A 26981-nucleotide genomic window follows, 5' to 3' on the forward strand; every position below is an offset into this window, starting at 1 on the left:
CGAGGGGTTTGTAACCCACGCGCAACAGGAAGGCACCAAGCTGGGGTCATGTCGATCAAGGTGGCTCTCGAGCACTACACCGCGTACGAGTTCTCTCGTCCGGTCTCCGTCGCACCCCACGTCGTCCGGCTGAGGCCCGCCCCGCACACGCGGACGCCCATCGAGGCGTACACGCTCGACATCCGCCCGAAGAATCACTTCCTCAACTGGCAGCAGGATCCGTTCGGCAACTGGCTGGCCCGGATCGTGTTCCCGGAGAAGGTCGACAAGCTCGAGATCACGGTCGGACTGGTCGCCGACATGATGGTGATCAATCCGCTCGACTTCTTCATCGAGGAGTACGCGCAGAGCTTCCCGTTCGCCTACACGGCCGACCTCGCCGCCGATCTCGCGCCGTACCTCCGCCCCGTCGATGAGAGCGAACGCGCCGCCGAGTGGCGCTCGCACCTCCCGGCTCTTCCGCCCGAGGGTCTTCCGACCGTCACGTTCCTGGCCCGGCTCAACAGCGCGGTCAACGGGGATGTCGCCTACAGCGTGCGCATGGAGGCAGGCGTGCAGTCGCCCGACTTCACGCTCGCGTCGGGCATCGGCTCGTGCCGCGACAGCGCCTGGCTCCTCGTGAGCCTGCTCCGCCAGTACGGACTCGCGGCGCGCTTCGTGTCGGGATACCTCGTGCAGCTCACCGCCGACCAGAAGTCGCTCGACGGGCCGAGCGGGCCGGAGGCCGACTTCACCGATCTCCACGCGTGGGCGGAGGTCTTCATCCCCGGCGCCGGATGGATCGGGCTCGACCCCACGAGCGCCCTGTTCGCCGGCGAGGGCCACATCCCGCTCAGCGCGACGCCGCATCCCTCCAGCGCCGCGCCGATCGAAGGGGCGACCGAGCCGGTCGAGGTGACCTTCGCGTTCCACAACGAGGTGCGCCGCATCCACGAGGATCCGCGCACGACCAAGCCCTACACGGATCGGCAGTGGGAGCGCATCGATGCCCTCGGCGAAGCCGTCGACGAGCGTCTGCGCCGCGGAGACGTGCGCCTCACGATCGGCGGCGAGCCGACGTTCGTGGCCCTGGACGACGCCACGAGCGCACAGTGGAACACCGACGCCGACGGCCCGGAGAAGCGCGCGCTGGCGAACGGGCTCGCCGAGCGGCTGCGCGCGACGTACGCGCAGGGCGGGATCGTGCACCGCGGGCAGGGCAAGTGGTACCCCGGCGAGCCGCTCCCCCGCTGGAACATCGCGCTGCAGTGGCGCACTGACGGAGCCCCGCTGTGGGCGGATCCCTCGCTCTTCGCCGATCCCTGGGGCTCCGAGACGGATGCCGAGGCCCACGCGCACGCGTCGGAGCTCGCCCACCGCGTGGCCGTGCTGATGGGCCTGCCGATCGGGCAGGTGCTCTCCGCGTACGAAGACCCGCTCGCCGCGATCGCCGCCGATCTTCGTCAGCCCACGGGCGAGCGGCCGGGTGAGGAGCCGGATGCCGCGACCGTCGCGGCCCTCGACAGGGCGAACCGCGACATCGCCGGCTGGGTGCTGCCGATCACGACCGGCGAGCGCTGGACGAGCCCCGCCTGGCGCTTCCGTCGCGGCCGGCTCGTGCTGATCCCCGGGTCGAGCGCGATCGGCCTGCGCCTCCCCCTCGACGCCATCGCGTGGACCGACCCCGATCTCGCCGGGGAGCCGTCGTACCTCGAGGCGGGCCTTCCGCCGGAGACCGGTATCCCGTCCGTCGAGGTCGTCGATCCCGAGGGCGCTCTCACGACGGCGCTGAGCTTCGAGGCCCGCGAGGGGTTCGTGCACGTCTTCCTGCCGCCGACGACCGATCTCGATTCGTACACGTCGCTGCTGCACGTCATCGAGCGGGCGGCGACGGATGCCGGCATCCGCCTCGTGCTCGAGGGCTACGGTCCCCCGCCGGACGCGCGCCTGACCCAGCTCATCGTGACCCCGGATCCGGGCGTGATCGAGGTGAACGTCCAGCCGACGTCGTCATGGGCGCAGCAGCGCGACCTGACGCTGACGCTCTACGACGAGGCCCGCCGGGCCCGCCTGTCGACCGAGAAGTTCGACGTCGACGGCACCCACACCGGCACGGGCGGCGGCAACCACATCACGCTCGGGGGTGCGCAGCCTATCGATTCGCCCCTCTTGCGCCGTCCCGACCTGCTCGCCTCGCTGATCACGTACTGGCAGCGGCATCCGTCCCTGTCGTACTTGTTCTCGGGCCGGTTCATCGGACCGACGAGCCAGGCTCCGCGCTTCGACGAGGGGCGGCCCGAGGCCGTCTACGAGATGGAGATCGCGCTCCAGGAGATCCGACGGCTCACCGCGAGCTCGGCCGCGGCCGACGCCCAGCCCGTCGAAGAGGCCGCCGCGCCGAGTCCGTGGATCGTCGACCGGGCCCTCCGGCACCTGCTCACCGACCTCACCGGCAACACCCATCGCGCCGAGTTCTGCATCGACAAGCTGTACAGCCCGGATTCCAGCCGCGGCCGTCTCGGACTCCTCGAGCTGCGCGGCTTCGAGATGCCGCCGCATCCCGAGCTCGCCCTCGTGCAGGCGCTGCTCGTGCGCAGCCTCGTCGCGATGTTCTGGGAGGCTCCGCTGACGGCGCCCCTCGTGCGGTGGGGCACGGCGCTGCACGAGGACTTCCTGCTGCCGCAGGGCGCGATCCGCGACATCGGCGACGTCGTCGCGGATCTGCGCGCGCACGGCATCGCGTTCGAGCAGACGTGGCTCGACTCCTTCACCGAGTTCCGCTTCCCCCGGATCGGGATGACGCGGATCGCCGCCTCCCCGGCGCCTGAGCCCGTCGAGGCGACGGAGGCCGAGGACGGCTGGACCGGATTCGGCGCGGGCGCCGGTGCGGCGTCGATCGAGCTCGAGCTGCGGCAGGCGATCGAGCCGTGGCACGTGCTCGGCGAAGAGGCCACGGCGGGCGGGACCGCGCGGTACGTCGATTCGTCGGTGGAGCGCGTGCAGGTCACCGTGCGCGGCATCGACCCCGCCCGGCATCTCGTCGCGGTCAACGGCGTCGAGGTGCCGCTGACGTCGACCGGCAACGCGGGCGAGTACTACGCGGGCGTGCGCTATCGCGCCTGGCAGCCGTGGTCGGCGCTGCATCCGACCATCGAGGTGGACGCCCCGCTCACGTTCGAGGTCGTCGACATCCCGTCCGAGGCGAGCCTCGGCGGAGCCACGTACCACGTCGTGCATCCCGGCGGCCGGGCGTACGAGCATCCGCCGGTCAACGCCAACGAGGCCGAGGCACGGCGCTCCGGCAGGTTCGAGCCGCAGGGCCACACCGCAGGCGCCTTCGACGTCGCGCGCGCCCGTGAGGCGGGTCGCCGTGCGGCGACATCCGATTACCCCCGTACGCTCGACCTCAGGAGGGTTCTCGAGGCGTGACGGTGCTCCGCGACTATGCCACGGCAGTGTCCCAGGCGACACTGCCGTTCGCCGTGCCCTCGGAGGTGAACGGGAGCCTCGCGCTCGACTCGGTGCTGCGCTACGACGAGGTCGTCGCCCCCGACGGGGGGCTCCGCCCCGCGTGGAAGGCGATGGCCGAGTCCGCGCTGTCGCTGACCCCTGAAGAGCTGCACCGCGTCGACGGCGAGATCACGCGGTTCCTGGCCGACGACGGCGTGACCTATGTGACCCCGGATGCCGGACCCCAGCCGTGGCAGCTCGACCCTGTGCCGCTCGTGCTCGACGCGGCAACGTGGGCGCGCCTGGAGATCGGGCTCGCGCAGCGGGCCGAACTGCTCAACGCGCTGCTGGTCGACCTGTACGGCGCGCAGACCCTTCTGCGATCGGGCATCGTGCCGGCCGCCGCGATCTTCGGCCACTCCGGGTTCGCCCGGCCCGCCGCCCGCACGAGCGCGTTCGACCCCCAGCCGCTCCTGCTCTCGGGCACCGACCTCGGCCGCGACGCCGACGGCGAATGGCGCGTGCTGGCCGACCGCGTGCAGGCCCCGTCGGGGCTCGGCTTCGCGATGCAGAACCGCCGCGTCATCTCGCAGGTGCTTCCCGAGCTCTACCAGGAGTCGGACCTGCACCGTATGGAGCCCTACTTCGCGGCGCTGCGGGCGGCGCTCGTGGGATCGGCCATGGAGGGCGTCAGCGAGCCGCGCGTCGTCGTGCTCTCGCCGGGCACCCACTCCGAGACCGCGTTCGACCAGGCCTTCCTCGCGAACGCCCTCGGCTTCCCGCTGGTGCAGGGCAGCGACCTCGTCGTGCACGACGGCTGGGTGTGGACGAAGCCCGCGCGCTGGCCCGGGGTCGTCCCCACCGAGCGCATCGACGTCATCGTGCGCCGCGTCGACGCGGAGTTCTGCGATCCCCTCGAGCTGCGCGCCGACTCCCGCCTGGGTGTCGCGGGTCTGGCTGAGGCCGTGCGCCGCGGCCGCGTGCGTCTGGTCAACGGACTGGGCACCGGCGTGCTGGAGAATCCCGCGCTCGTCCCGTTCATGGCGGCGGCGTGCGAGCATCTCCTCGGCGAGCAGTTGCGGCTTCCCGGAGTGCCGACCCTCTGGTGCGGCGACCCCGACGACCGCGCGGACGTGCTGGCGCGCCTCGCGGCGCGCGACGACGGACTCCTCGTGCGGCCCATCGACCTCCCGCGCGACTCGGTCGCGGGGCTCCACCCCGATGAGCTGAGCGCGCGGATCATCGCAGCCCCTCACCGCTTCGTCGGGCAGGACCTCCTGCCGCTGTCGCAGGCGCCGGTGTGGAGTCCGCTCGGCATGGCGTCGGCCCAGCCGCTCGTGCTGCGGACGTTCACGCTGCGCTACGGTTCGGCCTACCGCCCCCTCGTCGGCGGTCTCGCGACGGTGCGGGCGCATCCGGGCGCCGCACCGCGCACGAAGGACGTCTGGGTGCTCAAGGGCGACGAAGCGGATGCCGATCAGGGCCTCGCCGAGATCACGCCGCTGCCGTTCAGCCGCACCGTGCCGAGCCTGTCGCCGCGCGCGCTGAAGGACATGTTCTGGGCCGGCCGGTACGCCGAGCGCACGGAGGATCTCCTGCGCCTGGTGCTGACCACGCAGGCGCAGCTCGATCAGCTCGGCGCGCACCCCGGCGCCGCGAACGAGAGCGCACGCGTCATGCTCGGCGCCCTGCACCGGCTCGCAGGTTCGCGCTCGTCCGACCCCGAGGAGGAGTTCCGCTCGCTCCTGCTCGACGCCCGCAGGCAGGGCTCGGCAGCCCACTCGATCGTGCGCCTGCGGAACTCGCTCGAGGGCGTGCGCGATCAGCTGTCGGGCGACACCTGGCGCGTGTTCTCCGGCATCGAGCGCGCCAGCAAGGCCCTGCGCTCGTCGGCGCGCGCGCACCGGACGGCGGAGTCGGGCGGCCGCATGCTCACGTGCATCCTCTCGCTGCAGGGCATCACGGGCAGCATGATGCGCGACGCCGGCTGGCACATGATCGAGGCCGGCCGCTGGCTCGAGCGCGGACTGCAGCTGTGCCACCTGCTCGCCGCGACGGCCGTCGACCGCCGTGCGTACCGCACCGACCGCGACGTGCTCGACACGCTCCTCACCGCCGCCGAGAGCATCGTGACCCACCGCCGCCGCTACCGCGGATCGGTGCGGGTCGCCGACGCGCTCGAGCTCCTGCTCGTCGACCGAGACAACCCGCGCTCGCTCCTCTTCGCCCTCGGCGAGCTCCGTCAGCACCTCGCCGCCATGCCCGCGTCCACCGGCTCCACCCGTCCCGAGCGCCTGCTCGAGCAACTCGAGTCGGCGCTGGCCGAGATCGACGTCTACGAGCTGACGGCCACGAGCGACGTTCGCCGTCGCGCGCTCGACGACTTCATCGCCGACATGATCGCCCAGCTGGAGCAGCTGGGCGAGGCCATCGACCAGCAGCACTTCGAAGCGGGCCCGCCGCCCGTTCCGATCTCGGCGCTCGCCCTCGTCGAAGAGATCGAGGCCAGCGCATGAGGTACCGCGTCTCGCATCGCACGACCTACACGTACAGCAAGCCCGTGCAGGACAGCGTCGGCCTCTTCCACCTCATCCCTCGGGAGCTCCCCTGGCAGCAGGTGCTCGCGAGCGACGTCGAGGTGGCCCCGCTCCCGGGTGACATCAGCCGCGACCTCGACTACTTCGGCAACTCGTCGACGTACTTCCACGTGACCGAGCCCCACAGCTCGCTCGTCATCACCTCGACCAGCGAGGTCATCGCCGACAAGCCCGCCTACGACCCCGGTGCCCTGGCCGCACCGTGGGAGGCATCCCGTCCTCTCCTGGACTCCTCGGCCCCGAGCGCGTGGCGCGCCACCGAGTTCGCCCTGGAGTCGGCCCGCGCCGGGCACGTCGACGAGGCGACGGCATACGCGGCGGCGTCGCTCCTCCCCGGTCGGCCGATCGGCGACGCCGTGACCGACCTGATGCACCGCATCCACGCCGACTTCGCGTACGACAGCACCGCCACCACCGTCACCAGCACGGTGGCCGACGTCATGCGCACGCGCGCCGGCGTGTGTCAGGACTTCGCGCACCTCGCGCTGGCATGCCTGCGCGGCCACGGTGTCGCCGCGCGGTACGTGAGCGGCTACCTCGCGACGCAGCCGCCTCCCGGCAAGGAGCGCATCGTGGGGGCGGATGCCTCGCACGCCTGGCTCGCGGTGTGGATGCCGTCGTCCGACGAGTGGCTCGCGATCGACCCCACGAACAACCAGTGGGCCAATGACCGCTACGTCACGGTGGCGTGGGGCCGCGACTACGGCGACGTGTCGCCGGTGAAGGGCATCATCTACACGAAGGCGAAGAAGTCGACGCTGCGCGTGTCGGTCGACGTCGCTCCCCTCGAGCCCGCCCAGGTGTAGACCGTGTCAACCCCGGCAGCCACCTCGCGCGCGTGTGATTGGCTGTGGGAGTGAAGGCCTATCGCTGCCGCGTGTGCGGCAACCCCCTCTACTTCGAGAACTCGGTCTGCGTGTCGTGCGGCACCGGGCTCGGCTACGCGCGGGCGGAGCGCGAGATCGTGCCCGTCGATGCGAGCGGGGTCTATGTCGACGCCGACGGCTGGATCTGGCACGTGTGCCACAATCTCGGGCTGTCGGGATGCACGTGGCTGGCCCCCCTCGAGGGCGGCCAGTGCGTGAGCTGCGATCTCACCCGCACCCGACCGAACGATGCGGATGCCGCCGGCCTCGCCAACTTCCCTCTGGCCGAACGCGCGAAGAGGCACCTGATCGTCGAGCTCGACTCACTCGGCTTCCCGCTGGTCGGCAAGAACCAGGATGCCGTCAACGGACTCGCCTTCGACCTGCTGTCCTCGACGCTCGGCCAGGTGATGATCGCGCACAACGACGGCATCGTCACGATCGACCTCGCCGAGGGCGACGATTCGCACCGCGAGCGCGTGCGCAGCCAGCTCGACGAGCCGTACCGCACGATGCTCGGCCACTTCCGGCACGAGGTCGGCCACTACTACGAGTGGCAGCTCGTCGAGCTCGCGGGCGACCCCGGCCTGCTCGCGCGGGCGCGGGAGCTCTTCGGAGACGAGACCACCGACTACCAGGAAGCAGTCGACCGGCACTACCAGAACGGCCCGCCGACGGACTGGCGCCTGGCGTACATCTCCTCGTACGCCACGATGCACCCCTACGAGGACTTCGCCGAGACCTGGGCGCACTACCTGCACATCTGCGACACGCTCGAGACGGCCGTCTCGTTCGGACTCGTCCCCGCCGCCGAGCTGCTGGGCCGCGCGCGCTTCCGCGATCTCGTGAGCGACGTGTGGGTGCCGCTGTCGACGGCGCTCAACCTCGTGAACCGCTCCATGGGCAAGGACGATCTGTACCCGTTCGTCCTGGCCGACGCCGTCCTCGAGAAGCTCGACTTCGTCGCGTCGCTGCGACCCGCGGCCTGATGAGACGACGAAGAGCGGATGCCCGCAGGCATCCGCTCCTCGTCATGTGATCTTCTAGCTGCCGGCCGCGAGGTCGGGCGTCACGGCGATCTCGCCGGCCGCGATGACGCCGATGGCGACCTTCTCGCCGCGCGGGCCGTTCTCGAACACGAACTCTCCGTTGTGGGCATCCACCTTGACGTGGTCGCCGGCGTTCAGCTCGCCGTGGAGGATCTTCTCGCTGAGGCGGTCCTCGATCTCACGCTGCATCGCGCGGCGCAGGGGCCGTGCGCCGAGTGTGGGGTCGAAGCCGATCTCGATGAGACGCTCCTTGGCCGACTGCGACAGCTCGATCGTCATGTCGCGGTCCAGCAGGCGGTCGCCCAGGCGCTTCGTGAACAGATCGACGATCTGCACCAGCTCGGGCTTGGACAGCTGCGGGAACACGATGATGTCGTCGAGACGGTTGAGGAACTCGGGCTTGAAGTTGCGCTTGAGCTCCTCGTCGACCTTGCCCTTCATCCGCTCGTAGCTCGTCGCCGAGTTGCCCTCGACCTGGAACCCGACCGGTCCGCCGGCGATCGCCGACGAGCCGAGGTTGGTCGTCATGATGATGACCGTGTTCTTGAAGTCGATGACCCGGCCCTGACCGTCGGTCAGTCGTCCCTCTTCGAGGATCTGCAGGAGCGAGTTGAAGATGTCGGGGTGCGCCTTCTCGATCTCGTCGAACAGCACGACCGAGAACGGCTTGCGGCGCACCTTCTCCGTGAGCTGGCCGCCCTCTTCGAAGCCGACGAACCCGGGAGGGGCACCGAACAGACGCGAGACCGTGTGCTTCTCACCGAACTCCGACATGTCGAGCGAGATGAGGGCCGCCTCGTCGTCGAACAGGAACTCTGCGAGCGCCTTGGCGAGCTCGGTCTTTCCGACGCCCGTGGGGCCGGCGAAGATGAACGAGCCCGAGGGGCGCTTCGGGTCTTTGAGGCCGGCGCGCTGACGACGGATCGTCTTCGCGAGGGCGGCGATCGCCTCCTCCTGGCCGATGACGCGCTGGTGCAGCGCCTTCTCCATGAAGACGAGCCGGCTCGACTCCTCCTCCGTCAGCTTGAAGACGGGGATGCCGGTGGCCTGGGCGAGCACCTCGGCGATCAGGCCCTCGTCGACGACGGCGTGCGTCGCGACGTCACCCGAGCGCCACTGCTTCTCGAGGCGCAGACGCTCGGCGAGGAGCGACTTCTCCTCGTCGCGCAGCGACGCGGCCTTCTCGAAGTCCTGGTCCTCGGATGCCTGCTCCTTGTCCTGGCGGACCTTGGCGATCTTCTCGTCGAACTCGCGCAGCTCCGGCGGGCTCGAGAGGATCGACAGACGCAGGCGGGCGCCGGCTTCGTCGATCAGGTCGATCGCCTTGTCGGGCAGGAAGCGGTCGGAGATGTACCGATCGGCGAGGTTCGCCGCCGCCACGATCGCGCCGTCGGTGATCTGCACCTTGTGGTGCGCCTCGTAGCGGTCGCGCAGGCCCTTCAGGATGTTGATCGAGTGAGGAAGGCTGGGCTCGGCCACCTGGATCGGCTGGAAGCGCCGCTCGAGCGCGGCATCCTTCTCGAAGTGCTTGCGGTACTCGTCGAGCGTGGTCGCACCGATCGTCTGCAGCTCTCCGCGGGCGAGGAGCGGCTTCAAGATCGATGCGGCGTCGATCGCGCCTTCGGCGGCACCGGCCCCCACGAGCGTGTGGATCTCGTCGATGAAGACGATGATGTCGCCGCGGGTGCGGATCTCCTTGGTGACCTTCTTCAGGCGCTCCTCGAAGTCTCCGCGGTACCGGGAGCCGGCGATGAGCGAGCCGAGGTCGAGCGAGTAGACCTGCTTGTCCTTGAGCGTCTCGGGCACGTCGCCCTTGACGATCGCCTGGGCGAGGCCCTCGACGACGGCGGTCTTGCCGACGCCGGGCTCGCCGATCAGCACGGGGTTGTTCTTCGAGCGACGCGAGAGGATCTGCATGACCCGCTCGATCTCCTTCTCGCGCCCGATGACCGGGTCGAGCTTGTTGTCGCGCGCGGCCTGCGTGAGGTTGCGGCCGAACTGGTCGAGCACGGCGGAGCCGCCCTGAGCGGCCTGCTGCGACTCGTTGGCGGCACCGGAGACGGCGGCGGGCTCCTTGCCCTGGTAGCCGCTCAGGAGCTGGATGACCTGCTGGCGCACCTTGTTGAGGTCGGCGCCGAGCTTGACGAGCACCTGGGCGGCGACGCCCTCGCCCTCGCGGATCAGGCCGAGCAGGATGTGCTCCGTGCCGATGTAGTTGTGGCCGAGCTGGAGCGCCTCGCGCAGCGAGAGTTCGAGCACCTTCTTGGCGCGCGGCGTGAACGGGATGTGCCCCGTCGGCTGCTGCTGACCCTGGCCGATGATGTCTTGCACCTGCTCGCGCACGGCGTCGAGCGAGATGCCGAGGCTCTCGAGAGCCTTGGCCGCGACACCCTCACCCTCATGGATGAGACCGAGCAGGATGTGCTCCGTGCCGATGTAGTTGTGGTTGAGCATCTTCGCCTCTTCTTGGGCGAGCACAACGACGCGGCGAGCACGATCCGTGAATCTCTCGAACATTTCCATCCTCCGGCCTGGGCCTCGTGGCGCCTGGGACGCAGTCCTGGCGCGTTACATCGAGGGTAACCAGGCCACGGATGCCGTATGCCCGTGTTCGCCGTCGGCATACCGCGACGGGGGTTGCGGTGGTTATCGAGATTCGTTACGTTAGCGGTAATCGATAACAACGATAAACGTTAAGGACGTGATCATATGAGCAGCGAGACCATTCGGACCGGCACCGTGTCGACCGGCGACCGGGCAGGGATCTGGGTCTTCGTGATCCTCGGCGCAGCCCTCGCCGCCTGGGCGGTGGTCTCGGCGGTCGGGCGCATCCTGCAGGTCGCCGGCGGGCGAGACGTGCCGGTGTTCGCCCAGTTCGCGTGGACACCTGTCGATGCGCCGATCGGCGGCGAGGGGGCCGCGGTCCCCGTCGAGATGATGAGTGGATGGCTCACCGTGCCCACGCTCTCCGGCGCGGGGATCACGATCATCGTGCTGCAGCAGGTGCTGGCAGCGCTGCTGTCGATCGCCTTCGCCGTCTGCCTCGTGCGACTGTCGTGGGCGGTGCTCCGCGATCGCATCTTCAGTCGCCGCAACACGATCCTGGTGACGGTCGCCGGATTCATCGGGATCGCGTACCTGTTCACGGTCCCGTTCCTGGGCACGATGGCCGCGGGCGAAGCGTTCGCCCAGCTCGACGCCGACCGCATCGGCTTCCCCGTCCAGGGCTCGGACTTCGCCGTCTTCCTCCTCGCCGGCTTCGTCGCCGCCCTCGCATCGACGGTCTTCGCCGTCGGCGACCGCCTGCAGCGCGACACGAAGGGACTCGTCTGATGAGCCCGGCCGACCTCGACGACGACGGCCCCTCCGGCATCCACTGCCGGCTCGACGAGCTCCTCGCCGAGCGCGGCATGACGCTCACGAAGCTCAGCGAACTCGTCGGGGTGTCGATCGTGAACCTGTCGGTGCTCAAGAACGACCGCGCCCGCGCGATCCGCTACTCGACGCTCGCAGCGATCTGCCGTGCCCTCGACTGCGAGGTCGGAGACCTCCTGGTGCGCGCCGACTGACGGGTGGAATCCCGTGCGCGGAGAGTGCGCCTTCGGTCGGAGAATGCGCCTTCGGTCGGAGGATCCTGACCGAATCCTCCGACCGAAGCGGGATCCTCCGAGCGAATCGGTCCGGGTCAGTCGCCGATGACGGGGATGCGCACCTCGGGCTCGAAGCCGAAGCCGGTGAGCACGAGCTCGTACGCCTCGTCGGAGTCCGCACCCTCCACGAACAGGAGAGTCCCCTGCGCGCGGTAGTCGGTCGTGCAGACCTGGTCGGCCGCGGGCTCGGCGAACGTGGCGGTGATGACGCCGGCCTCGGCGACGACGGACTCCGCGATGGGGTAGCAGGCGCGCGATCCCGAGCCGTAGGTCACCAGGACGATCTGGTCGTCGTCGGCCCATCCGGCGCTCGGCGCTCCCTCCTCGGCCATGCCGCCGAGACCGGCGACGCCGTCGAGGTCGGTGTCACCGGAGGCATCGTTGTACGACACCTGGATCTCGAGGGGTTGCGTGGGGTCGACTCCGTCGGGCACGGCGACGAGCGACACCCGCGGAACGAGGTCGCGCGTGCAGGCGGCGTCGGGGTCGGCATCCGCGAGCGTCACGGTGAGGAGCCCGTTCTGGTACTCCGCGCTCTCCGCCTCGGGCACGCACGTCGAGCTGCCCTGCGTCACGATGCCGATCATGGTGCCGTCGGCGACCCAGGCCGCGTCGACCTCGAACTCCGCCGCCATGTCGTCGCCGTCGCCGTCGGGCGTGGCCGTTCCCTGGGGCGTCGAGGCGCACCCGGCGAGAAGGAGGACGGATGCCGCGAGGGCACCGAATCCGGCGAGGACTGAAGTGGTGCGTCGTGCCATGGGGGTCTCCGTTCGTCATCGGGGCATGCCGCAGCATCCCCTCTCGTGATCAGTGTCGTGGATGCCGCGATCGTCTCGCAATCGACGCGCGGATCACTGCAGGGCAGACGTGAGACGGGCGAGGTTGTCGAGGACGGTGGAGCGCAACGGCTGCTGCTCCCATTCCTCGAGGGTCAGTTCGCGGCTCAGTTCGCGGTACTTCGCCTCGACCGTGCGCATCTGGTGGGTGAACTCCTCGCCGCGCACGAGCATGGAGATCTCCAGGTTCAGACCGAACGAGCGCATGTCCATGTTGCTCGAGCCGACGATGGCCGTCTCGTTGTCGATCGTCATGGACTTCGAGTGGAGGATGTACGGCTTCTGGTACATCCAGATCTTCACGCCGGCTCGCAGCAGCGCCTCGTAGTAGCTGCGCTGCGCGTGGTAGACCAGCGCCTGGTCTCCCTCCTCCGACACGAAGAGCTCCACGTGGATGCCGCGCTGGCATGCCGTCGTGATCGCCAGGAGCAGGGCCTCATCCGGGACGAAGTACGGGCTGACGATGATGATCTGCTGCTGGGCGGCGTAGAGCAGGCCGGCGAAGAGCTTGAGGTTGTTCTGGAATTCGAAGCCGGGCCCCGACGGGATGATCTGGCAGTCGAGGTCGCCGGGGCCGGAGCTGACGTCGAACAGATCGATCTCGTCGGTGAGGATCTGGTCGGTCTCGCTGTACCAGTCCGAGAGGAAGACCGCGTTGACGGAGGCGACGACCGGGCCTTCGAAGCGCACCATCATGTCGACCCAGTGCAGGCCGCGCTTGATGTTCTTCTTGAGGTTGTAGGTCGAATCGGTGACGTTCTGCGAGCCCGTGAAGGCGACGCGGCCGTCCACGACGAGGAGCTTGCGGTGGTTGCGCAGATCGGGGCGCTGGTATTTGCCCCGCAGCGGCTGCACCGGCAGCATGAGGTGCCATTGCGCGCCCATCGCGTCCAGACGACGCAGCGTCGTCTTGTAGAAGGGCTTCCCGCGGTTGGCCCAGTGGTCCATCAGCACGCGCACCGTCACGCCGCGCTCTCTGACCTCTTCGAGCGCCCGGAAGAAGTTGTCGGTCGCGACATCCGCCTGCAGGATGTAGAACTCCACGTGCACGTACCGCTCGGCTTCGCGGATCGCGTCGGCCATCGCGTCGAGGCTCTCCTGATACTCCGAGATCAGGTGCGCGGCGTTGTCGCCGGCGAGCGGCATGGCCCCGAGGTTGCGGTTGAGGGTCACCAGCGACGTGAACCAGGCGGGGGCGTGCGGGCGGAGCGTTCCGAAATCGAGGCTCTCGCTCGTGTCGTGGATGTACTCGTTGATCTGCTCCTGCTTCTTGCGGCGCTTGCGCGGGAGGCGCGGATTGCCGATCAGGAGGAACAGGAACACGCCGATGAGCGGGATGAAGTAGATCGCGAGCAGCCAGGCCATCGCCGCCGTGGGGCGGCGGTTGCGCGGCACGACGATGATCGCGGTGATGCGCACGATCAGGTCGAACGCGATGACGACCCAGACCCACCACGTCGTATCGAAGGTGATCTGGACCACGGTGACTGCTCTCGGCTCGGGGCGTGTTCAGCTCAGCCTAGTGAGAGCGCCGACAGTCAGTGTTCGCGCGCACCGGGCGCGGCGGCCTGCGGCGCGACCGGCGGGAGTCCGCGCTTCGCGCGCTCCTCGGCTTCGATGCGCGCATACACGCGTCGCTCGGTGCGGTCCACGCGCATGATGCTGCGGAGCACGTAGAAGAACAGTCCACTGACCACCACGGTCGGCGCAAGCGACCAGAAGACGGCGACCCAGTAGTTGTCCACGCATCCAGGATACCCGCGCGGGGCTGTGCGGGTCCCCGGCATCCGTTCCTCCCCCGCGCATCGTGCGTCGTCGAGCTTCCCCAGACGATGTCCTTCACGGAATCGACCGCTCCCGCACCGCGAGGCTCGGCGCATGACGACCATCGTGAGAGCCGCCGATGCGGCTCAGTTCCTGTCCCTCGTCCCTCAGATGGTGGGCTACCAGCCCTCCCGCAGCCTCGTCGTGGTGCCGTTCGCAGGGTCGCGAAGTCTGGGCGCGCTGCGCTTCGACCTTCCCGTCACCGACGACGCCGACGAACTGGCGCGCATCGCGGCCACCGTCATGGGAATGCTCTGCCGCATCCCCGATGCCGACGCCCTGGCCTGCATCGCGTACACCGACGAGTCGTTCGCCGAGGGGATGCCCCATCGGGCGCTCGCCGCCTCCTTGGCAGATCGCGCCGACGAGTGCGGGCTCCGTCTCACCGACGCGCTCTGCGTCGCGGCCGACGCGTGGGGCTCGTACCTCGACCCGGACGCACCGCCCTTCGGTCGACCCCTCGGCGAGATCGACGTCGCGGAGTCCGCGCGACACCTCGCCGTCGCCCCGGGAGACCAGTCGACCGGTGCCGAGCTTCCGTCCACCGACCTCGCCGAGCGCGAGCGGGTGGGTCGCGCCCTCGTGTCGCTGGATGCTGCGGTGCGCGTCGTCTGCGGACCCGACGCCGGACCCGGCACCGCATCGCGCCTCTCCGGCGCGGGCACGGCGGGCGCCCCGGTGGATCCCTCCTCGGCCGACGCCGATCCGGACGCGAGCAGGATCGATCCCCGGGCCCTCGAAGCCCTCTGCCTGCTCGACGACCTGCCCTGCCTGTTCGAAGAGGCCCTCGAGTGGGATCCGGAGAGCCTTGCGCCGTTCGATGCCGCCGTCCTCGTATGGACGCTGTCACGCCCCTCGTTGCGCGATGTCGCGCTCGTCGGATGGTGCGGCGGGATCCAGGCGGGCGACGATGCCCTCGATGCGCAGCTGCGGTGGGAGGCGGGCGAGGAGTACCCGGCTCGTCTGGCGATGCAGATGTGGGGCGAAGGAGAGCGGCCGGATCCCGATCGGCTGGAGCGCGCGCTCGACGTCGTCCGCCGCGCGGCCGCCGTGGCGCCCGTCACCCACCGCGCCGGACCGCTCGCGACGGCCGCGTGGCTGTCGTGGGCTCTCGGGCGATCCACCCACGCCGAGAGCTACGCCGTGCGCGCCTGCGACATCGATCCCGAGCACGGCCTCGCCGAGATCGTGCGCTCGTTCGTCGCGGCCGGGCACCTGCCCGATTGGGCATTCCGCCGGCCGGCGCTCTGAGTCCGCGTGCTACTTGACCAGCGGGAAGAGGATGGTCTCGCGGATGCCGAGGCCCGTGATCGCCATCAGCAGGCGGTCGATGCCCATGCCCATCCCGCCCGAGGGCGGCATGCCGTGCTCGAGCGCACGGAGGAACTCCTCGTCGATGCGCATGGCCTCGAGGTCGCCGCGCGCTGCGAGCTTCGCCTGCTCGACGAAGCGCTCGCGCTGGATGACGGGGTCGACGAGCTCGGAGTACCCCGTGGCGAGCTCGAAGCCTCGCACGTACAGGTCCCACTTCTCCACGACGCCGCCGATCGCCCGGTGCTCGCGCACGAGCGGGCTCGTGTCGAGCGGGAAGTCCATGACGAACGTGGGTCGATCCAAGCCCGGCTTGACGAAGTGCTCCCAGAGCTCTTCCACGAGCTTCCCGTGCGTCGCATGCGGCGGGAGCTCGACGTCCTCCGCTTCCGCGAGGGCGATGAGCTCGTCGAGCGGGGTCTGCGGCGTGATCTCGCGCTCCGCAGCCTCGGAGAGCGACCCGTACATCGACAGGCGGTCCCACTGGCCGCCGAGTTCGTAGACGGTGCCGTCGGCCCACGTCACCGTCGTCGAACCGGTCACCGCGATCGCGGCGTTCTGGATGAGCTCCTGTGTGAGGTCGGCGATGCCGTTGTAGTCGCTGTAGGCCTCGTAGGCCTCGAGCATCGCGAACTCGGGACTGTGCGTCGAGTCCGCGCCTTCATTGCGGAAGTTGCGGTTGATCTCGAACACGCGGTCGATGCCGCCGACGACGGCGCGCTTGAGGAACAGCTCCGGCGCGATGCGCAGGTACAGCTCGGTGTCGAAGGCGTTCGAGTGGGTGACGAACGGGCGCGCCGAGGCCCCGCCGTGCTGCACCTGCAGCATGGGCGTCTCGACCTCGAGGAAGCCGCGGTCCGAGAACGTGCGACGGAGGCTCTCGTTGACCTTCGCCCGCGCGACGACGGTCTCCCGCGCGCGGTCGCGGACGATGAGGTCGAGGAAGCGGCTGCGGACCCGGTTCTCCTCGCTCAGCTCGTTGTGGAGGTTCGGCAGCGGCAGGATCGCCTTGGCGGCGATCGCCCATTCGGAGACCATGATCGACAGCTCGCCGCGACGGCTCGAGATGACCTCGCCCGCCACGAAGACATGATCCCCGAGGTCGACGAGCTCCTTCCACTCCTGCAGCGACTCCTCGCCCACGTTCGCGAGCGACACCATGGCCTGGATACGGCTGCCGTCTCCGGCCTGCAGTGTCGCGAAGCAGAGCTTGCCCGTGTTGCGGCTCGACACGATCCGGCCGGCCACCCCCGAGACCTCGCCGGTCTCGGCGCCGGCTTCGAGTGCACCGAACCGCGCGCGCAGGGCGGGGATCGTGTCGGTGATCGGCACGGCCACGGGGTAGGCGCCGCCCGCGGCATCCGTCCGCTCGGCGATGAGTCGCTCGCGCTTGGCCAGGCGGACGGCCTTCTGCTCGAAGACGTCCTCTTCGGACGGTTCGGGGGCAGCGTCGGGCGCGTTCGTATCGGTCATGTTCGCGGGGCTCCTCGGAAGTCGACCCCTGAGTCTACCGAGGGGGCGCTGGGCGGCCGCTGCTCCGCGGCGTGGGGGTCACTCGACGTCGAGTTCGGGAAGCGGAGCCGGATCGGCCCGCCCGGCGGTCTGCAGGGCGCCGTCGACGGCGGAGTGCACGAGAGTGGCCAGATAGGAGCCCGGATGCTCCACCCCGGCCTCCGTCAGAAGGGCGGCGGCCTGCGCCACGATCGAGCGCGAGAACTCGGTCGCCGTCGAGATCGCCTCCGCGTACGTCGCGCGGTTCTCCTCGGCGACGACGATGGGCTCGCAGCCGAGTTCGACGGCCAGCACCTGGGCGATCGGGAGCACGCCGGCGGGTGCGGTGACGGCCGCGTAGGCGCTCGCGAGGACGCGCAGGTCGACGGAGGTGCCGGTGAAGGTGATCGCGGGATGCACGGCGAGGGGGATCACGCCCTTCGCGACGGCAGGACTCAGGATGCCGGTGCCGTGGGCCGCGTCGGTGTGTACGACCAGCTGACCCGGCTGCCAGGCGTCGATCTCGGCCAGACCGGCCACGAGGCCGGCGAGTTCGGCACGCGGGACGGCGATCACGACGAGCTCGGCTCGGCGCACGACCTCGACGGCGTCGAGGATCGGCACGCCGGGGAGCATCCCTTCGACGCGCTCATCGTCGGAGCCGTGGGTGATGCCGACGAGCGCATGACCGGCTCCGGCGAGCGCGGCCCCGATCACGGGCCCCACCCGGCCTGCGCCGATGATGCCGACGCCGAGACGCCCCTCGCGCGTGGTCATCCGATCGCCTTCGGCTCGTCGCCGCCGGCGCCCGAATCGGACCACGGCACCGATGCGGGCACGGCATCGGCCTCCGCGCCCCACCGGTGCGAGCGATCGTCCGAGCTCGCCGTCACCGTGCGTCGCGCGACGTCTTCGAACAGGCCGAGCGCGGCGTCGCGGTCGACACCCGCCAGGTACGCCATCACCGGGCCGGTCACGGTCTGGCCGTTGATCGAGGCGATGCGCGCGAGGCGATCGAGCGGGCCCTGCTGGATCGCGATGCTCTGCAGCCGGGCGAAGGGCAGGATCGTGAGCTTGCGCCAGATCTGGCCGCGACGCAGGAGCAGGACGTCGTCGGCGAGACGGAAGCCGTTGCGGCGCCACGACAGCGGGCGCACCCACCAACCGCGCTTCGGCGTGACGATGAAGTCGCCGTCCTGCGGACCTCCGAGCACGCCGTCGCGCACCAGGATCGGCCACTCGTCCTCGGGCACGTCGGTGAGGAGAAGGCGGAGCACCCGCTCGACGTCGGCGGCGGTGCCCACGGGCAGCACCGTCGTGAACTGGTCGGTCGACGAATCGGCCATGCTGCGGCCCGTGAGCCGGTTGATCCGGATCGTCCACCAGCCGAAGCCGCGCCACAGGATCGACTGCGAGACCTCGACGGCATGCACGCGTCCCGGGGGCACGATCTCCGTGATCGTCGTCAGGAGGCCGAAGGTGATGCGCACGCCGTCGGGCGTCGGCGCGATCGAATAGCGCAGCGACTTGACGATCTGACGCACCCAGTATGCGCCGAAACCGATGAGGGCGGGGATGAAGCCGAAGAGCAGCCAGGGGATGCCGTTGACGGCACCCACGATGACGGCGGTGACGCCGACGAGCAGGCCCACGGTTCCGGGACTGATGACCTGGGAGGCGATGAGCCGGCCGACGGGGATCGCGACGACGGACTCCGGCTCGGCAGTGGCGAGGTCGTCGCCGGCGATCATGCCCGTGATCCCCCGGCTGACGGTGCCGGCGATCGCCGCCGTGCGCGATCCCGGCAGCGCCGAGGCATCCCGTGCGGCGCCCTTCTCGGCGAGCCGGCGACCCGAGGCGAGACGCAGGATGTCGGCCCGCACTTCTTCGGCGTTCGAGGTCGACAGGTACTCGAGCTTGACGTTGCCGTCGGTGCCGGCTCCGACGACCTCGAGCTTGGCGGCACCGAGCAGCCGCGCGATCATCGGGCGGGTGAGGTTGACGCCCTGCACGCGGTCGAGCGGAGCTCGACGCTGGGTGCGGAACAGGATGCCGCTCTTGACCTCGACGACGTCTTCGGTGATGCGGAACTGGTGGAAGCGCCACGACATGTAGAAGACGCCGAACAGGATGAGCAGCACGGCGAGCACCGCGACGATCGCCAGAACGTAGAGCTCGTTGACGATGATCCAGTCGATCGGGTCGCCGCTGGACTCCCACTCCGCGACCTCCTCGGCGGAGACATCGGGCACGAGACCGGGAAGGAAGATGTAGACCAGCCGATCGCGCAGGTTCGACACGATGATGCCGATGATGACGAGGAGGAAGAGTCCGCCCCGCAGGAGCGGCGTCAGCGGATGCAGCCGATGCCACTCCCCGTCGCTGAGGGGTGAGCGCACGAGAGCACCCGCGGGCGCCCGGTCGCCGGAGGGCTGCGGCGAACCATGCGGAGCTCCCTCCGGTGGCGACTGCAGCGGGGGGCCGGCCACAGGCGGTCCCGCGGGCGGCTGCGGCGGGGGCCCCGCCACGGGCGGTCCCGCGGGCGGCTGCGGCGGGGGCCCCGCCACGGGCGGTCCCGCGGGCGGCTGCTGCGGGAACCCGCCGGGAGGCCGACCCTGCCCGGGATCGGACGGAAGCGAAGGGTCGGTCATAGCCCGGTTCGGCGGCTCTCGGCCACCGCCACGAGGTGATCGCGCAGCGACTCGGCGGTCGCCTGCGGGAGCCCGGGGATCGTGACGCCGGTGGCCGCGGCGGCCGTCACGAGCTTGAGCTGGGCGATGCCGAACCCGCGGTCGAGGGGACCGTGCGTGATGTCGACGAGCTGCATGCGGCCGTACGGCACGGCCACCAGGCGCTGCCACAGGATGCCGCGGCGGAACACGAGATCGTCGTCTCGGAGCTGGTAGCCGATGGCGCGAGCCTGCCGCGGAGTGATGGCGATCATCCACACCAGGATGACGAGGAAGATCCCGCCGGGGATCCACACCCACGCCTGGTGCAGGACGAGGGCGAGCACCAGGGCGACGACGACCGTGATGAGCAGGACGCTGCCCATCGAGATGAGCTGGACCCACACGTACTTGGGCGAGACCTGGTGCCAGAGGCCGTTCTCGAGCTCGAGCCGGTTCGGTGAGGCGGGCTCGATGACCCGGTCGAACGTTCCGTCGTCGAGGGCTCCCCGGGTCTCGGCATCCGCGACCGGAACGGCGACGGGCGCCACGTCCTCGGCGGCGGAGGGGGCGGCATCCGGGGCGTCGTTCGTCAAGGGGCCGGAGGGGCGGGGGACGACCCCGTCAGGAGATGCTCCCGGGCTGTTCGTCATCGTCGTCCTTCCGAATGGTGCAGAGGTACTCGGCCACGAGGCCGGCGGCCACGAGGAGTGCCCCGCAGACGGCGGTGGCGATCACCGTGCCCAACGAGCCTAACGAAGGGTCGCCGGGTCGCGTCCCGACGAAGAGGGCGAGTCCGCCGGCGAACCCCGTGAACAGCGCGCCCAGGATGCTGGAGGCCTTCGACAGCGCGGCGACACGCACCGCGCGGAACGGGTTGACCGGTGACCCCGACGCTCCGCGGGTGGCACGACGGATCGGCCAGGCCAGGAAAACGACGAAACCGCCGAGCACCGCGAGCAGGATCGGCATCGTCACCGCGGGCGTGAAGGTCGGGCGACCGGAGGCGGTGAGCAGCTGGTCGACGAGGAACCCCACCCCCACACCCAGGATGGCGGCCACGATCAGGATGCCGGGACGGGTGCGCGTCACGGGGTGTCCCGCAGGTGCTCGAGGAGACTCTCCACCCGTCCGACGCCGGGCAGCTCCGCCTCGGGGTCGAGCGTGAGCCACGGCAGCAGGACGAACGCCCGCTGGGCGGCGCGCGGATGCGGGAGGGTCAGGGCGGGGTCGTCGCTGACGACGTCGCCGTACGCGATCAGATCGAGATCCAGCGTCCGGTCGCCCCACCGCTCCCGACGCTCGCGGCCGTGCCGCGCCTCGATCGCATGCAGGTAGCCGAGGAGCACGCTCGGGGCGAGGCGCGTCGTGACGAGGGCGACCGAGTTGAGGTACGCGGGGGCCTCGACATCCGGTCCGTCCGGCTTCAGCGCGACGGACTCGACCGCTTCGGCGACGCGCACGTCGTCGACGAGCGGCAGCGCGCGCAGCGCGTCGACCGCCGCCGACAGCGTCGCGTCGCGATCGCCGAGGTTCGCCCCGAGCGCGACGACCGCGACCGTCGCCGGTCGTGAGACGCGCCGCGCGTCGCCGGCGAACGGCTCGGTCAGACGCCTGCTCACTCGTCGCCTCCGAACAGCGCGTCCTCGATGAGGTCGTCGACCAGCTCGTCGATGTCCTCATCGGCCGACGGCGCCTCACGCGCCCGACGCACCGTGACCGAGACGTCCTCGAACGGCACCGTGATCGGCGCCCCGGGTTTGTGGATCGTGACGGCGATCATGCGCACGAGCTCGTAGGAGGCGAGGATGTCGCGCGCGATCGCGTCGGCGAGCGACTCGAGCAGGTTCACGGGCTCGCCCTGCACGAGCGCCACGATGCGCTCGGCGACCTCGCCGTAGTGCACCGTGTCGGCCACGTCATCGGTCTCGGCCGCACGCGTGGTGCTCAGGTACAGGGTCGTGTCGACGACGAAGTACTGGCCGTCCCGACGCTCTTCGTCGTACACGCCGTGACGCCCGAAGGCGCGCAGTCCCGTCAGTGTGATCTCGTCGGCGAAGTCCATGGATCCCCACTCTCCCATCTCGCGGCGACCTGGAGTGCGTCGCGCGTCGCGGCGACATCGTGCACGCGCACCGCCCAGGCCCCCGCCTGCGCGGCCAGCACGCTCGTGACGGCGGTCGCGAGGTCGCGCCGCTCGGTCGAGGCATCCTCACCGAGGGCATCGAGGAGGAACCGCTTGCGGCTCGTGCCCACCAGCACCCGGTGCCCGAGTCCGGCGATGCGCGCGAGGTCGCGCAGCACGACCCAGTTCTGATCGCCGCGCTTGCCGAATCCGATGCCGGGGTCGACGATCACCCTGTCGGGTGCGATGCCAGCCGCGGCCGCGGCGGCGACGCGTGCGGTGAGCTCCGCCGACACTTCACGGACGACGTCGACGTACGCGGCGCGCGCGTACATGTCGGCCGAGGCTCCGCGCCAGTGCTGGAGAACGACATCGGCACCGGTCTCGGCCACCGCGGGGAGCATGTCGGGGTCGGCGAGACCGCCCGAGACGTCGTTCACGATCCGCGCACCCGCCCGCACCGCGGCAACGGCCGTTTCGGCGTTCATCGTGTCGATGCTGACGACGGCGCCGGCCGCGGCGAGCGCCGCGACGACCGGGAGCACACGATCCCGCTCCACGGCGGGCTCGACGCGCTCGGCACCCGGACGTGTGGACTCGCCGCCGACGTCGAGCAGAGAAGCCCCCGCGGCGCGGAGGGCGAGGCCGTGGCTCACAGCCGCATCCGAATCGAGGAAGCGTCCGCCGTCGCTGAACGAATCGGGCGTCACGTTGACGATCCCCATGATGAGCGTCGTCACGCGCGGTGCCCTGTGCCGATCAGGGCGATCAGCTCCGCGCGGGCGGCGGGATCGGCGAGCGCCCCGCGGGCGGCGATCGTGACGGTCGCGGCATCCGGCTGCCGCTGGCCGCGCATCGTGACGCACTCGTGCGTCGCGTCGAGCACGACGAGCACGCCCTGGGTGTCGAGAGACGTGGCGATCGCATCGGCGATCTGCTCGCCGAGCCGCTCCTGCACCTGCGGGCGTGCGGCGAGCACGTCGACGACCTTCGGCAGAGCACCCAGACCCACGACCTGCTCGCGCGGCAGATACGCGATGTGCGCGTACCCGGCGAAGGGAAGCAGATGGTGCTCGCACGTGGAACGGAACCGGATGTCGCGCAGCATCACCGCACCCGAGGGAAGCGTCTCCGGGGCGGGGCCGTGCGCGATCGAGATCGTGTGGGCGAGGGGCGCCGAGGCATCCTCTCCCACACCGGCGAAGAACTCCGCGTAGGCGTCCGCCACGCGCTGGGGCGTCTGACGCAGCCCGGGGCGATCCGGGTCCTCCCCGATCGCCTCGAGCAGCTCACGCACGAGCGCGGCGACGCGCTCCCGATCGACGGCCACGGGCCGAGCCTACGCGGTCGCGGGGCGCGCCTGTCCGGACGGACGCCGCACGGTCGCCTTGCCGGCCGCTTCGCTCGGGGCTTCGACCGACGCGGCGAGACCCGCATCCTCACGGCGACGCGGCACGTCGACGGGCGGAAGGGTCGAGACCGGACGGTCTTCGCTGGAGAGCCACTGCGGCCGCGGAGGCAGACGCGTGACGTCCTTGAAGATCTCGGCGAGCTCGAGGTGGTCGAGGGTCTCCTTCTCGAGGAGCTCGAGCGCGAGCTTGTCGAGCACGTGACGGTTCGCGTTGATGACCTCGTAGGCCTCATTGTGCGCCTGCTCGATGAGAGCGCGCACCTCGGCATCCACTCTCTCCGCGACCCGCTCCGAGTACTCGCGGCCATGACCCATGTCGCGGCCCATGAAGACCTCACCCGACGCGGAGCCGAGCTTGACGGGGCCGACCTGCGTCGTCATGCCGTACTCGGTGACCATCTTGCGGGCGATGTTGGTCGCCTTCTCGATGTCGTTCGAGGCGCCGGTGGTGGGGTCGTGGAACACGATCTCCTCGGCGACGCGCCCGCCCATCGCGTACGTGAGCTGGTCGAGCAGCTCGTTGCGCGTGACGGAGTATTTGTCGTCGAGCGGGAGCACCATCGTGTAGCCGAGGGCCTTGCCGCGCGGCAGGATCGTGACCTTCGTGACGGGGTCGGTGTCGTTCATCGCCGCCGCCGCGAGCGCGTGTCCACCCTCGTGGTACGCCGTGATGAGCTTCTCCTTGTCGCGCATCACGCGCGTGCGACGCTGCGGACCCGCGATCACGCGGTCGATCGCCTCGTCGAGGGCGCGGTTGTCGATGAGCTGCGCGTTGGAGCGCGCGGTGAGCAGCGCGGCCTCGTTCAGGACGTTCGCGAGATCGGCGCCGGTGAAGCCGGGCGTCTTGCGCGCGACCACCTCGAGGTCGACCGAGTCCGCGAGCGGCTTGCCGCGACCGTGCACTTCGAGGATCTTCTGGCGGCCCTTGAGATCGGGCGCGTCGACGCCGATCTGACGGTCGAAGCGGCCCGGACGCAGAAGGGCGGGGTCGAGGATGTCGGGACGGTTCGTCGCCGCGATCACGATGACGTTGACCTTGGGGTCGAAGCCGTCCATCTCGACGAGCATCTGGTTGAGCGTCTGCTCGCGCTCGTCGTGGCCGCCGCCCATTCCGGCACCGCGGTGTCGTCCGACGGCATCGATCTCGTCGATGAAGATGATGGCGGGAGAGGTCTCCTTGGCCTGGGTGAACAGGTCGCGCACACGGCTCGCGCCGACACCGACGAACATCTCGACGAAGTCCGACCCCGAGATCGAGTAGAAGGGCACACCGGCCTCACCGGCGACGGCGCGGGCGAGCAGCGTCTTGCCCGTTCCGGGAGGGCCGTACAGCAGCACGCCCTTCGGGATGCGGGCGCCCACGGCCTGGAACTTCGTGGGGTCCTTCAGGAAGTCCTTGATCTCCTGCATCTCCTCGATCGCCTCGTCGGAGCCGGCGACGTCGGCGAACGTGACCTGCGGCATCTCCTTCGTGACGAGCTTCGCCCGGGACTTGCCGAACTGCATGACCTTGGAGCCGCCGCCCTGGGCGCTGGACATGAGGAACCAGAAGAGCAGGCCGAGCAGGATGATCGGGAGGAACAGCGACAGGAATCCGTCGAACCACGTCGCGCGCGGCACGGCATCGTTGAAGCCGTCCGACGGGTTGGCGGCGTCGATCGCCGCGACCACCTCATCGGCGCGCGCCGAGACGTAGTAGAACTGCACCTCGGTGGAGCCCTCGAACGCCTTCGACAGGGTCATGTCGACGCGCTGATCACCGTCGGTCGTGACGACCTCGCTGACGGTGCCGCCCTGGAGCAGCTCGAGACCCTGCTGGGTCGAGATCTGCTTGGCCGCCTGGAGGCTCGAGATGAGCGAGAAGCCGACGATGAGCAGCACCCCGATCACGAGGACGTAGAACAGCGGGCTGCGGGTGATCTTCTTGAAGTTCATGGTTCGGGCGTGGCCCGTTCCCTTTCGTCGGCGAGCCGTCAGCGCGGGGACGGATGCCGCGGCGACGTGGATTCAGGGTATCGCGGGCTCACCGTGGGGTCTCTGTGCATTCGCCGACGGCGTACACAGAACCAGCCGGGAAGGGTCAGGAGTACATGTGCGGCGCGAGCACCGCGACATCGCGCAGATTGCGGAACTTCTCGTTGTAGTCCAGGCCGTAGCCGATGACGAAGTCGTTGGGGATGTCGAAGCCGACGTATTTGCAGTCCACGACGACCTTGGCCGCCTCGGGCTTGCGGAGGAGGGCGAAGACCTCGATGGATGCCGCACCGCGCGACGCGAAGTTCTCCAGCAGCCAGCTCAGCGTGAGGCCCGAGTCGATGATGTCTTCCACGATCAGCACGTGGCGGCCGCTGAGGTCGGAGTCGAGGTCCTTGCGGATCTGCACGACGCCGCTGGACTTCGTGCCGGCGCCGTACGACGACACCGCCATCCAGTCCATCTCCATCTCGCGCGGCAGGGCACGAGCGAAGTCGGCCATCACCATGACCGCGCCTTTGAGGATGCCGACGAGCAGCAGCTCCTTGCCCTCGTAGTCGGCCACGACCCGCGCCGCGACCTCCTCCAGCTTCCGCTGGATCTCCTCCTCCGTGACGAGGACTTTCGTGATCTGGTTCTCGACGTCGGCCGCGCGCATTCTCAGAGTCTAGAGAGGACTGCGGCTGGTGCGAGCCCCGCGCTCCGGGATTAGTCTGGGCGCGAGCGGGCGACGGGGCCCGCCGCGAGCGAGGGAACCTGCGTATGGCCGCCATGGACGACATCCTGAAGTCCGTCCCGATCGATCAGATCGCGAAGCAGCTGGGCGTCGCCCCGGATGTCGCGCGCCAGGCCGTGCAGGAGGGCGGGGCGACGATCCTCTCGGGTCTGCAGCGCAATGCGCAGACGCCCGGAGGCTCGGCCGCGATCGAGAAGGCCCTCGGCAAGCATGCGTCGCAGCCCGATGCGGTCGACCTCGACGCCGTCGACACCGCCGACGGCGAGAAGATCCTGAATCACGTCTTCGGCGGGAAGGAGCAGGAGGTCGCCGCCAAGCTCACCGACGAGCCTCAGACCGCGGGCATCGACTTCGGCAAGCTGCTCCCGATGCTCGCCCCGATCGTCATGGGCATCCTCGCCAAGGGGCAGCAGAAGGCACCCGCGCAGGACGCTTCCGGTGGAGGCTTCGACATCGGCGGGCTCATCGGGGGCCTGCTGGGAGGCGGCTCGGGCGGCGGCGCGTCATCCGGCGGCGGCCTCGACATCGGCGGGCTGCTGGGCGGGCTCCTGGGCGGCAGGAAGTAGCGGTCAGGCCCCGCCGCGGGTCGTCGTCGGACTCACGACGACGATCTCGAGCGGCTCGGACTTCCCTTCCTCCGACGTCACCCAGGTGACCTCGACGTACCACTCGTCGCGGCGGAAGCCGTCGGCGATCCTCGTGCCGCCCGCCGTCTCGCGCACGCGCTCCGAGGCCCAGCCGTCGGACGTGAGCGACTCGGAGACCGTGCGGGCCGCGTCGGCGGAGGCATCCGTCGCCACCCCCAGGTCGAGCGTGCGCGACACCTGCCACCAGGCGGGATCGGAGGGGTCGGTGCCGACGTCGGAGCGGGCGGCGGAATCGACGATGTCGTCGCCGTCCGACCCCACGAGACCGGCGAGCTCCTCCGAGAGCCTCTCGGCCTCGACCCGGTATTCGTCGAGTCGACTCTCCGTGGCCATGGCGCATCCTCCCAGAAGCAGAGCGAACGTGAG

General features: G+C 70.1%; 24 protein-coding genes. 8 read left to right on the forward strand and 16 right to left on the reverse strand.

Annotated features, from left to right (window positions below):
• The first annotated feature begins 48 nt into the window (after nt 1-48).
• From B0B14_RS10400 to B0B14_RS10415, 4 genes are all read left to right on the forward strand, one after another.
• Entirely contained in the window at nt 49-3408 is a 3360-nt protein-coding gene (locus B0B14_RS10400) for a transglutaminase family protein (RefSeq protein WP_076681508.1), read from the forward strand.
• A gap of 26 nt (nt 3409-3434) precedes the next feature.
• On the forward strand, nt 3435-5945 hold the full coding sequence (locus tag B0B14_RS10405) for a circularly permuted type 2 ATP-grasp protein (protein WP_256714357.1): 2511 nt from the start codon (nt 3435-3437) through the stop codon (nt 5943-5945).
• Entirely contained in the window at nt 5942-6832 is an 891-nt protein-coding gene (locus tag B0B14_RS10410) for a transglutaminase family protein (RefSeq protein ID WP_076681510.1), read from the forward strand. The genes B0B14_RS10405 and B0B14_RS10410 overlap by 4 nt, the downstream gene beginning before the upstream one ends.
• A 71-nt stretch (nt 6833-6903) precedes the next feature.
• Nucleotides 6904-7881, forward strand: a complete 978-nt coding sequence (locus B0B14_RS10415) for a zinc-binding metallopeptidase family protein (protein WP_256714358.1) — start codon at nt 6904-6906, stop codon at nt 7879-7881.
• Nucleotides 7882-7935: 54 nt separating this feature from the next.
• Here B0B14_RS10415 and B0B14_RS10420 read toward each other — a convergent pair whose 3' ends face one another.
• A complete protein-coding gene (locus B0B14_RS10420; RefSeq protein ID WP_076681511.1) occupies nt 7936-10458 on the reverse strand; it encodes an ATP-dependent Clp protease ATP-binding subunit in 2523 nt (840 codons plus the stop codon).
• Between the two features lie 192 nt (nt 10459-10650).
• Here B0B14_RS10420 and B0B14_RS10425 point away from each other — a divergent pair, with 192 nt between their 5' ends.
• Nucleotides 10651-11274: a hypothetical protein gene (locus B0B14_RS10425; RefSeq protein WP_076681512.1), complete on the forward strand. Its 624-nt coding sequence runs from the start codon at nt 10651-10653 to the stop codon at nt 11272-11274.
• Entirely contained in the window at nt 11274-11510 is a 237-nt protein-coding gene (locus B0B14_RS10430; RefSeq protein WP_076681513.1) for a helix-turn-helix domain-containing protein, read from the forward strand. The genes B0B14_RS10425 and B0B14_RS10430 overlap by 1 nt, the downstream gene beginning before the upstream one ends.
• Before the next feature lie 116 nt (nt 11511-11626).
• Here the strand turns inward: B0B14_RS10430 and B0B14_RS10435 are convergent, their stop codons facing one another.
• The 3 genes from B0B14_RS10435 to B0B14_RS10445 all read right to left on the reverse strand — a co-directional run bounded on the left by B0B14_RS10435 (nt 11627) and on the right by B0B14_RS10445 (nt 14172).
• Nucleotides 11627-12349 (reverse strand): hypothetical protein, encoded by a 723-nt coding sequence (locus tag B0B14_RS10435; RefSeq protein WP_076681514.1) that lies wholly within the window; start codon nt 12347-12349, stop codon nt 11627-11629.
• Nucleotides 12350-12442: 93 nt separating this feature from the next.
• Nucleotides 12443-13909 carry a cardiolipin synthase gene (cls, locus tag B0B14_RS10440; RefSeq protein WP_256714359.1) on the reverse strand — a complete coding sequence of 489 codons (1467 nt, stop codon included), beginning with the start codon at nt 13907-13909 and terminating at the stop codon, nt 12443-12445.
• A gap of 56 nt (nt 13910-13965) precedes the next feature.
• Nucleotides 13966-14172, reverse strand: a complete 207-nt coding sequence (locus B0B14_RS10445; protein ID WP_076681515.1) for a hypothetical protein — start codon at nt 14170-14172, stop codon at nt 13966-13968.
• A gap of 133 nt (nt 14173-14305) precedes the next feature.
• On the opposite strand from B0B14_RS10445, the gene B0B14_RS10450 reads away from it, so the two are divergent.
• Nucleotides 14306-15502 carry a DUF4192 family protein gene (locus B0B14_RS10450; protein WP_076681516.1) on the forward strand — a complete coding sequence of 399 codons (1197 nt, stop codon included), beginning with the start codon at nt 14306-14308 and terminating at the stop codon, nt 15500-15502.
• A gap of 9 nt (nt 15503-15511) precedes the next feature.
• Here the strand turns inward: B0B14_RS10450 and lysS are convergent, their stop codons facing one another.
• The 11 genes from lysS to hpt form a co-directional block, all read right to left on the reverse strand.
• Entirely contained in the window at nt 15512-17035 is a 1524-nt protein-coding gene (lysS, locus tag B0B14_RS10455; protein ID WP_076681517.1) for a lysine--tRNA ligase, read from the reverse strand.
• Between the two features lie 78 nt (nt 17036-17113).
• Entirely contained in the window at nt 17114-17830 is a 717-nt protein-coding gene (locus B0B14_RS10460; RefSeq protein ID WP_076681518.1) for a DUF2520 domain-containing protein, read from the reverse strand.
• Nucleotides 17827-19452: a PH domain-containing protein gene (locus tag B0B14_RS10465; protein WP_143733701.1), complete on the reverse strand. Its 1626-nt coding sequence runs from the start codon at nt 19450-19452 to the stop codon at nt 17827-17829. The genes B0B14_RS10460 and B0B14_RS10465 overlap by 4 nt, the downstream gene beginning before the upstream one ends.
• 248 nt (nt 19453-19700) lie before the next feature.
• Entirely contained in the window at nt 19701-20198 is a 498-nt protein-coding gene (locus tag B0B14_RS10470) for a PH domain-containing protein (protein ID WP_076682633.1), read from the reverse strand.
• Between the two features lie 148 nt (nt 20199-20346).
• Nucleotides 20347-20814 carry a DUF3180 domain-containing protein gene (locus B0B14_RS10475; protein WP_076681519.1) on the reverse strand — a complete coding sequence of 156 codons (468 nt, stop codon included), beginning with the start codon at nt 20812-20814 and terminating at the stop codon, nt 20347-20349.
• Nucleotides 20811-21344, reverse strand: coding sequence for a 2-amino-4-hydroxy-6-hydroxymethyldihydropteridine diphosphokinase (folK, locus tag B0B14_RS10480; RefSeq protein ID WP_076681520.1), 534 nt, complete (start codon nt 21342-21344; stop codon nt 20811-20813). The genes B0B14_RS10475 and folK overlap by 4 nt, the downstream gene beginning before the upstream one ends.
• Entirely contained in the window at nt 21341-21787 is a 447-nt protein-coding gene (gene folB / locus B0B14_RS10485; protein ID WP_076681521.1) for a dihydroneopterin aldolase, read from the reverse strand. The genes folK and folB overlap by 4 nt, the downstream gene beginning before the upstream one ends.
• Nucleotides 21760-22572: a dihydropteroate synthase gene (folP, locus tag B0B14_RS10490; protein WP_076682636.1), complete on the reverse strand. Its 813-nt coding sequence runs from the start codon at nt 22570-22572 to the stop codon at nt 21760-21762. Before folP ends, folB begins: the two co-directional genes overlap by 28 nt.
• Before the next feature lie 11 nt (nt 22573-22583).
• Complete coding sequence (folE, locus tag B0B14_RS10495; protein WP_076681522.1) at nt 22584-23177, reverse strand: GTP cyclohydrolase I FolE; 594 nt, start codon at nt 23175-23177, stop codon at nt 22584-22586.
• Nucleotides 23178-23186: 9 nt separating this feature from the next.
• Entirely contained in the window at nt 23187-25193 is a 2007-nt protein-coding gene (gene ftsH / locus B0B14_RS10500; protein ID WP_076681523.1) for an ATP-dependent zinc metalloprotease FtsH, read from the reverse strand.
• Between the two features lie 145 nt (nt 25194-25338).
• Nucleotides 25339-25890, reverse strand: coding sequence for a hypoxanthine phosphoribosyltransferase (hpt, locus tag B0B14_RS10505; RefSeq protein ID WP_076681524.1), 552 nt, complete (start codon nt 25888-25890; stop codon nt 25339-25341).
• A 104-nt stretch (nt 25891-25994) separates the two neighbouring features.
• Between hpt and B0B14_RS10510 the strand changes: the two genes are divergently transcribed.
• Nucleotides 25995-26534, forward strand: coding sequence for a DUF937 domain-containing protein (locus B0B14_RS10510; RefSeq protein WP_076681525.1), 540 nt, complete (start codon nt 25995-25997; stop codon nt 26532-26534).
• A 3-nt stretch (nt 26535-26537) separates the two neighbouring features.
• Here B0B14_RS10510 and B0B14_RS10515 read toward each other — a convergent pair whose 3' ends face one another.
• Nucleotides 26538-26948 carry a hypothetical protein gene (locus B0B14_RS10515; RefSeq protein WP_076682638.1) on the reverse strand — a complete coding sequence of 137 codons (411 nt, stop codon included), beginning with the start codon at nt 26946-26948 and terminating at the stop codon, nt 26538-26540.
• Between the last annotated feature and the right edge of the window lie 33 nt (nt 26949-26981).

The organism is Microbacterium sp. RU33B (assembly GCF_900155915.1).
Taxonomy (GTDB): domain Bacteria; phylum Actinomycetota; class Actinomycetes; order Actinomycetales; family Microbacteriaceae; genus Microbacterium.